Consider the following 6,056-nt stretch of genomic DNA (forward strand, 5'->3'; position numbering starts at 1 on the left):
TGAAACCGATGAGGCCGACACGGCCGACCATGCACGAGCTGATCGGGCGCCGAAAGCGGGCCGGGTTCGTGGGACGCCGTAGCGAACTCGACCTGTTCCGGGGGAACTTCGACACCGCGCCCGAGGACGAGCGGCACACGTTCGTCTTCCACGTCCACGGCACGGCGGGCGTCGGCAAGTCCTCGCTCGTGCGTGAGCTGGAGGCCGTGGCGACGCAACGCAAGGCGCTCACCGCCCGCACCGACGAGACGGTGAACAGTGTGCCGGAGGCGATGGCGGCGATCAGCGCGCAGTTCGCCCGGCAGGGCGCGGAGTTGAAGGCGCTCGACAAGCTTCTCGCCTCGTACCACCAGCGTCGCCACGAGGCGGAGACGGCGTCGGCCGCGCTGGAGTCCGCACCGGAGCCCGGCTCACCCGCGCCGCCGCCCTCGGCGGGCAGCATGGCGGTGACGCAGGCCGGGCTGATCGGCTTCGGCATGGTTCCGGTCGTGGGGGCCTTCGCCGGGGCGATCGACCCCGCTCAAGTGGCGCACGGGACGGACCGGTTGAGGGCAGCGCTCAGCGCGCGCTTCCGCAACCACGACGACGTGCAGCTGGTGCTGGAGCCGTTGAAGGTCCTGACGCCGGTCTTCATCTCGGAGCTCGACAGGGTCGCCGCCGACGCCCCCTGGATCGCGCTCTTCTTCGACACGTACGAACGGACCGCGCCCTTCCTCGACGGCTGGCTGTTCGACCTCGTCACGACAGAACGGTACGGCGCACTCCCCGCGAACGTGGTCCTCACCCTGGCGGGCCAGCACGGCCCCGATCCAACCCGCTGGGGCGACTACGCCGGCTTCGTCACCGAACTCGCCCTGGAGCCGTTCACGGAGTCCGAGGCCCGCCAACTCCTCGCGGCGAAGGGAGTGCTGGACCAGAACGTCGTACGGGAGGTGCTACGGCTGTCCGGAGGGCTTCCCGTGCTCGTGTCGACGCTGGCCAAGGACGCGGGCGGCGGCGATGCGGGAGCTGTGGACGACCCCAGTCCCACCGCCGTGGAACGCTTCCTCAAGCGGGTGCGGGACCCCGCTCTACGCGCGGCCGTGCTCGCGTGCGCGCTGCCCCGACGCCTCAGCGAGGACGCCTTCAGGACGGTCGTCGACGGTGAGGTCGAGGAGGCGTACGCGTGGTTGCTCGGCCTGCCCTTCGTGAGCGAACAGGCGGGGCGGGTCCGCTACCACGACGTCGTCCGTACGGCCATGCTCCGGCTCCAGCGGACACGGTCGCCGCGACAGTGGGCGGAGCGGCATACGCGGCTGGCGGAGGCGTACGCGGGGTGGCGGGCGGCGGCCGAGGAGGGCCTGGACCCCGATGAGCTATGGCTGAACGACACTTGGCGTGAGCTGCGGCTGGAGGAGCTGTACCACCACCTGTGCGCACGGCCGCAGGGCGCGCTGGCCATGGTGCTCGGCGAGGTCGTCGACGCCTGCCGGGCGGACGTCGTCGCGGCGCGTGGGTGTGCGCAGGTGCTCGGAGAGGCGGGGGAACAAGCTGAGGTCGGGGAGGTGGCACGGTGGGGGAGTGATCTCCTCGCGGCCCTCGCGGGTGAGGCGGGAGGCGTCCTGGCGGCCCTGGGGTTGATGCTTGGCCGGGCAGGGCTCGACACCTCGGGCCGCGCCAAGGCGCACAGCGTGCGGGCCCGCGAGCTGAGGAACGCGGGCGACCGGGGCGGGGCGCTCGTCGAGTACGGCCGGGCCATCGCTCTCGATCCGCAGAGCCCGTGGCCATACGACGGGCGGGCCCTGATCCATGAGTGGTCGGGCGACAGCACCGCAGCGCTGATCGATCTCGACCGTACCCTTGAATTGCGCCCTCCCTCTGCGCTGATCCTGACTCGACGGGGGGACGTCCTCCGCACCTTGGGCCGTCATGAGGAGGCCATCGCGGACTTCGACCGGGCGCTGGCTCTCGACCCCGTACGGGTCGCGACGCTGGCCATGCGAGGGCTCAGCAGGTATGCCCTGGGGCAGGGTGCCGCGGCGCTCGCCGACCTCGACCATGCGCTGGAGATCGATGGGGAGTACCTGTGGGGCCTGGTCCAACGGGCGAAGATTTACCGGGACCAGGGCAGGCTCGAAGAGTCGTTCGCGGAGCTGGACCGGGCGGCGGAGATCGCCCCTGACAGAGCGTGGATCGCCTCAGTGCGGGGAGACGCCTACCGGACGACGGGCCGATACGAGGAGGCCGCCGAGGAACTCGCGCGTGCCTGCGCACTCGACCCCGACTACGCCTCCGCGTACGCGAGCCGCGGGTACGCGCTCGCGCGTCTGGGCCGCGACGAAGAAGCCCGCGCGGCCTTCGACCGGGCGATCGAGCTGCACCCCACCTATGCGTGGGCGCTGGTGCATCGTGCGCTCCTGCGAGGTTCCCTCGGGGACCTGGAAGGCAAGCTCGCCGATCTGGAGCGCGCCGTCGCGGCCGGCGAACCCGGGCTGGACTGGGTCCGGCGCCAGAAGACGGCGGTTCTGGTCTCACTGAGCGGCGACGACGAAGCGGTCGCCGAACTGGACCGCGTCCTGGAACGCGACCCGGACAACCCGGCCATGCCGGCCGACAGAGGCGTCGTGCGCCTACGGCGGGGCCTGTTCCTCGAAGCGCTACGGGACCTGGACCGCGCGATCTCTCTCCGCCCGGACGAGACGGGCCCGTACGCCATCCGAGCGAGGGCATGCATCGCCATGGGACGGCTTCCACAGGCGCTCGCCGACCTCGGGTACTGCGTCGCACGGGAAGAAGAGCTCGACTGGGCGATCCGGAGAACCGCGGAGGTGCTGTTCTGGTGCGGGCGTCACGACGAGGCCAGGCGGTTGTTGGTCGACCGGGGTGCGCTTACGGAACAGGAGGGCGACGCGGAGCAGGTCGTATCGCGCTGGTACGTCGACACGGTGACCGGACGGTGGGAACGCGCCCGGCATGTCGGGGAGTGGACGCACCCCGACGACTTCGTGCATGTGCAACTCCGGTCGGCGCTGAAGCTGGGCATGTCGACAGGGCTGGAGGCGGCGGAGCCCCTGTGGCAGCTGGTGCGGACGAGTGCGCGGGCGGACGGCGAAATCGACGCGGCGCACAAACTCGCCGAGGCACTGGCCAGTTGTGCCCTGGGCGACTGGTCGGGGGCCGATTCGGCGGTCTCCGAGGGACTGTCCCTGAACCACGACTGGGCAGACCTGGCCGACCTGGCCGCTCGGCTGACCCTCCTGGCCCGCACCCCCGACGCCGACCCGGCCCTCTTCGGCCCCTGCCTCACCCGGGCCACCACGGCCCGGGACGCCTTCCAGGCGCGCTATGCGGAATAGGTCCCGACGAACGCCGTCCAGGATCGGTCCCTGAACGCGAGCTGCGCCTTGTCCTTGTTCTTGGAGTCGCGGACGCGGACGGTGGTGTCGGCGGGGGCTATCGCGACCTCGACGCAGTCGGGCTCGTCGTTGCCGCTGTAGCTGCTCTTGAACCAAACGAGCGCGGAGGTCATGTCTGTTCTCCCAGCACTTTCTCGATGAAGGCCCGCGACTCCCGAGGCGAGAGTGCCTGCGCCCGGATCATTCCATAGCGCATCTCCAGGGTTTGGACCTCCTGGGGATCACTGATCACTCGGCCGTGCAACTGGGCCGCCGTGTACCCGAGTGTCTTGCCACCTCGGAGTTTCAACACTCGGGACGCGCCGCTCAGGCTTGCGTGGTCTTCCCGGTCCGTAGGCATCACTTGGATCTTTACGTGCCGCAACTCACTGATCTCCAACAGGCGTTCGAGCTGTCGCCGCAGCACCATTCTGCCCCCGATCGGTCGCCGCAACGACACCTCTTCCTGGACAAAGGTGATCAGCGGAGGGGGTACACGTGTGAACAGGGCCTTCCGTGCCATGCGCGCGGAGACATGACGGTCGATCTCGTCCTCCGAGTACGCGGGCTGCCGCAAGGCATACAACGCCCGCGCGTACTCCGGTGTCTGCAGCAGGCCGTGGATCTGAAGGCTGGCATACGCCCCCAACTCAACCGCCTCGTCCTCCAAGTTCTTCAGATCCCGAACCTTCTTCGGATACCGCGCCTTCTCCACGTCCTCCGTCATCGCCGAGAGCTTGCCGCCCGCCCCCAGCACCTCATCCGCCGCTTCCAAGAACTCCGGCTTAGGTGGACGCCGCCCGCGTTCGACCGACGAGACCATCTCCTCGCCGTACCCGATCGCGGACCCCAGCTCGGACTGCCGCATCCCCGCGGCCTCTCGCCAGGCCTTGACCTGCCGACCAACCGTCTTCAGTACGCCCGCGGACTCCTCGTCGTCCATACCGTTCACCTCTCGCTCCTCGCCTCCTGTGTACGAGCCGTACGGCCCGCCATGGCGACCGGACAGTCACGCTCGGTACCGGCACCGCCGCTGTGCAGCGTAGGAAGCGAGCGGTCACGCTGGGTGGTGTGAGCCAAGAAATCCTTCGTCAAGTCCCCGGTAATGCGTACCTGTTCACGGTGCAGTTGTCCGCAACTCGAAGAGGTGCTCGACTGGCGAGGCTGCTCGCCGAACGCCAACTGGACTCTTGGGGCGTGCCGTTGGACGACGCGGCGCAGGTCGTGAGCGAGCTCGCTTCGAACGCCGTGCTCCATGGCCGGGTACCGGGACGGGACTTCCGGCTGAGGCTTGTGCTCGACCCCGGCGCCAGCCTTCGTATCGAGGTGAGCGACGCCCGAGGCGACCGGATCCCGCATATCCCCAACCCGGCGGTGACGGACGGGGAGTCGGGCCGGGGGCTGCTGCTCGTCGCGGCCTACGCGGACCGCTGGGGCGTCGATGAGGCGCCCGCGGGCTGCAAGACGGTGTGGGCCGAGTTGACGTACGCCGGCCGTAGATCGTGATCTCGCGCTGCCCTCGGACCGCTGGCGAGCGATACGGGACGGGCAACCTCCAGCAGTGGTACGTGGTGGCGGCGGGCAACCGGCTGGCCGTGATGCACGGGAAGCGGATCTACGCGCTGCCCGCTGTGTGATCCGACCGCCCGGTTGAGGGGGCGGGCGAGATGAGCCCGCCCCCGCTGACCTGGCTGGTGGCTAGCCGTTCGTCGATTCGTTCGCCGGCAAGTACGTCACCAGCAGCACCACGCCGCTCAGCAGGAACACGCGGAGGGCGGCGTCCAGGCCGTTCCAGTCGCCCGACTGCCACATGACGAACCACTCGCCGCCGATGGCGATGAAGCCGGCGCCGAAGAGGAGCAGGACCATGAGGAGGCCGAGGGTGCTGTAGCGGCGCGCGGTGTGGAGGGTGCGGTGGCGGAGGGCGGTGGTCCAGAAGTAGGTGGCGGCGAGGAGGAGCAGGGCCGCGATCGTCTCCCAGACGATGATGAGGACGTAGACCGCGTTCTGGATGGTCTTCGACTCTACGGCCCGCCACATGAGGTCCTCGTCCTTGAACGTGGTGTCCATGGCGAGGACGTGCTGCACGAACGCCTGGTTCGTGCCGAAGTCGGTGATGTTGCTGAACGCGACGAGGGCCATGTAGAGGGCCACTGTGCCGACGAGCAACGTGGAGGCCAGGGGGAGGAGGGACGCGCGGGGGGTCTGCTTTTCAGCCATGGAACAACTATGTGTGTGACCGAGGACCAACCCCAGGGGTTTTTCGGCGAGTTGGATCACGCCAGGGGCGTCCGGTGGCGGAAAAGCGCGGGTGGCCCCGCTGGTTCGGGGGTGCCCGGCCGGGCCACCGGGAGCGGTGGTGGCCCGACCGGGTCGTACGAGGGGGCGAGGAGGTCTTCGGGACGGGGTGTTGAGCAGGTGGCAATCAGGGACGCACGAGCGTGTTCTGGTGTGTAGGAGTGAGTCTCCGGCCGGCGGCAGGAGCACTCCCGGGGGAAGGGAACGGCAGTTCTTGCATCGAATGCGTGACCTTCGCCGGTGGTGGTCGTTGGGTGTGGTGAGGGGTTTTGGCAGCAGTCGGGGTGGGGGTGACGGGGTGGGTGGGCTGCGGGAATTGGCGGCGCCGTTCGTGGTGCCCGGCCCTTCGGGGGTTGCGGTCCGTACCCGGCTCAAGGGCCTGAC

General features: G+C 69.5%; 5 protein-coding genes. 2 read left to right on the forward strand and 3 right to left on the reverse strand.

The window, feature by feature from the left end; all coding sequences use genetic code 11:
• The first annotated feature begins 29 nt into the window (after nucleotides 1-29).
• Nucleotides 30-3,335 (forward strand): ATP-binding protein, encoded by a 3,306-nt coding sequence (locus F3T56_RS12770; protein ID WP_246203591.1) that lies wholly within the window; start codon nucleotides 30-32, stop codon nucleotides 3,333-3,335.
• Here the strand turns inward: F3T56_RS12770 and F3T56_RS12775 are convergent.
• Together F3T56_RS12775 and F3T56_RS12780 are read right to left on the reverse strand one after the other, a co-directional pair.
• On the reverse strand, nucleotides 3,323-3,508 hold the full coding sequence (locus tag F3T56_RS12775; protein ID WP_149825158.1) for a DUF397 domain-containing protein: 186 nt from the start codon (nucleotides 3,506-3,508) through the stop codon (nucleotides 3,323-3,325). The genes F3T56_RS12770 and F3T56_RS12775 overlap by 13 nt on opposite strands.
• Entirely contained in the window at nucleotides 3,505-4,317 is an 813-nt protein-coding gene (locus F3T56_RS12780; RefSeq protein WP_149825194.1) for a helix-turn-helix domain-containing protein, read from the reverse strand. Before F3T56_RS12780 ends, F3T56_RS12775 begins: the two co-directional genes overlap by 4 nt.
• A 128-nt stretch (nucleotides 4,318-4,445) precedes the next feature.
• Between F3T56_RS12780 and F3T56_RS12785 the strand changes: the two genes are divergently transcribed.
• The gene (locus tag F3T56_RS12785) at nucleotides 4,446-4,880 is read left to right on the forward strand and encodes an ATP-binding protein (RefSeq protein ID WP_149825160.1); all 435 of its coding nucleotides are present in this window, start codon (nucleotides 4,446-4,448) and stop codon (nucleotides 4,878-4,880) included.
• A 192-nt stretch (nucleotides 4,881-5,072) separates the two neighbouring features.
• Here the strand turns inward: F3T56_RS12785 and F3T56_RS12790 are convergent, their stop codons facing one another.
• A complete protein-coding gene (locus tag F3T56_RS12790; protein WP_149825162.1) occupies nucleotides 5,073-5,594 on the reverse strand; it encodes a DUF2165 domain-containing protein in 522 nt (173 codons plus the stop codon).
• Nucleotides 5,595-6,056 lie beyond the last annotated feature (462 nt).

The organism is Streptomyces tailanensis (assembly GCF_008386495.1).
In the GTDB taxonomy this organism is placed as follows: Bacteria; Actinomycetota; Actinomycetes; order Streptomycetales; family Streptomycetaceae; genus Streptomyces; species Streptomyces tailanensis.

Coding starts and splice junctions, on each gene's coding strand:
- F3T56_RS12775 (WP_149825158.1), bottom strand. CDS start 3,508: ATGACCTCCGCGCTCGTTTGGTTCAAGAGCAGCTACAGCGGCAACGAC.
- F3T56_RS12770 (WP_246203591.1), top strand. CDS start 30: ATGCACGAGCTGATCGGGCGCCGAAAGCGGGCCGGGTTCGTGGGACGC.
- F3T56_RS12780 (WP_149825194.1), bottom strand. CDS start 4,317: ATGGACGACGAGGAGTCCGCGGGCGTACTGAAGACGGTTGGTCGGCAG.
- F3T56_RS12790 (WP_149825162.1), bottom strand. CDS start 5,594: ATGGCTGAAAAGCAGACCCCCCGCGCGTCCCTCCTCCCCCTGGCCTCC.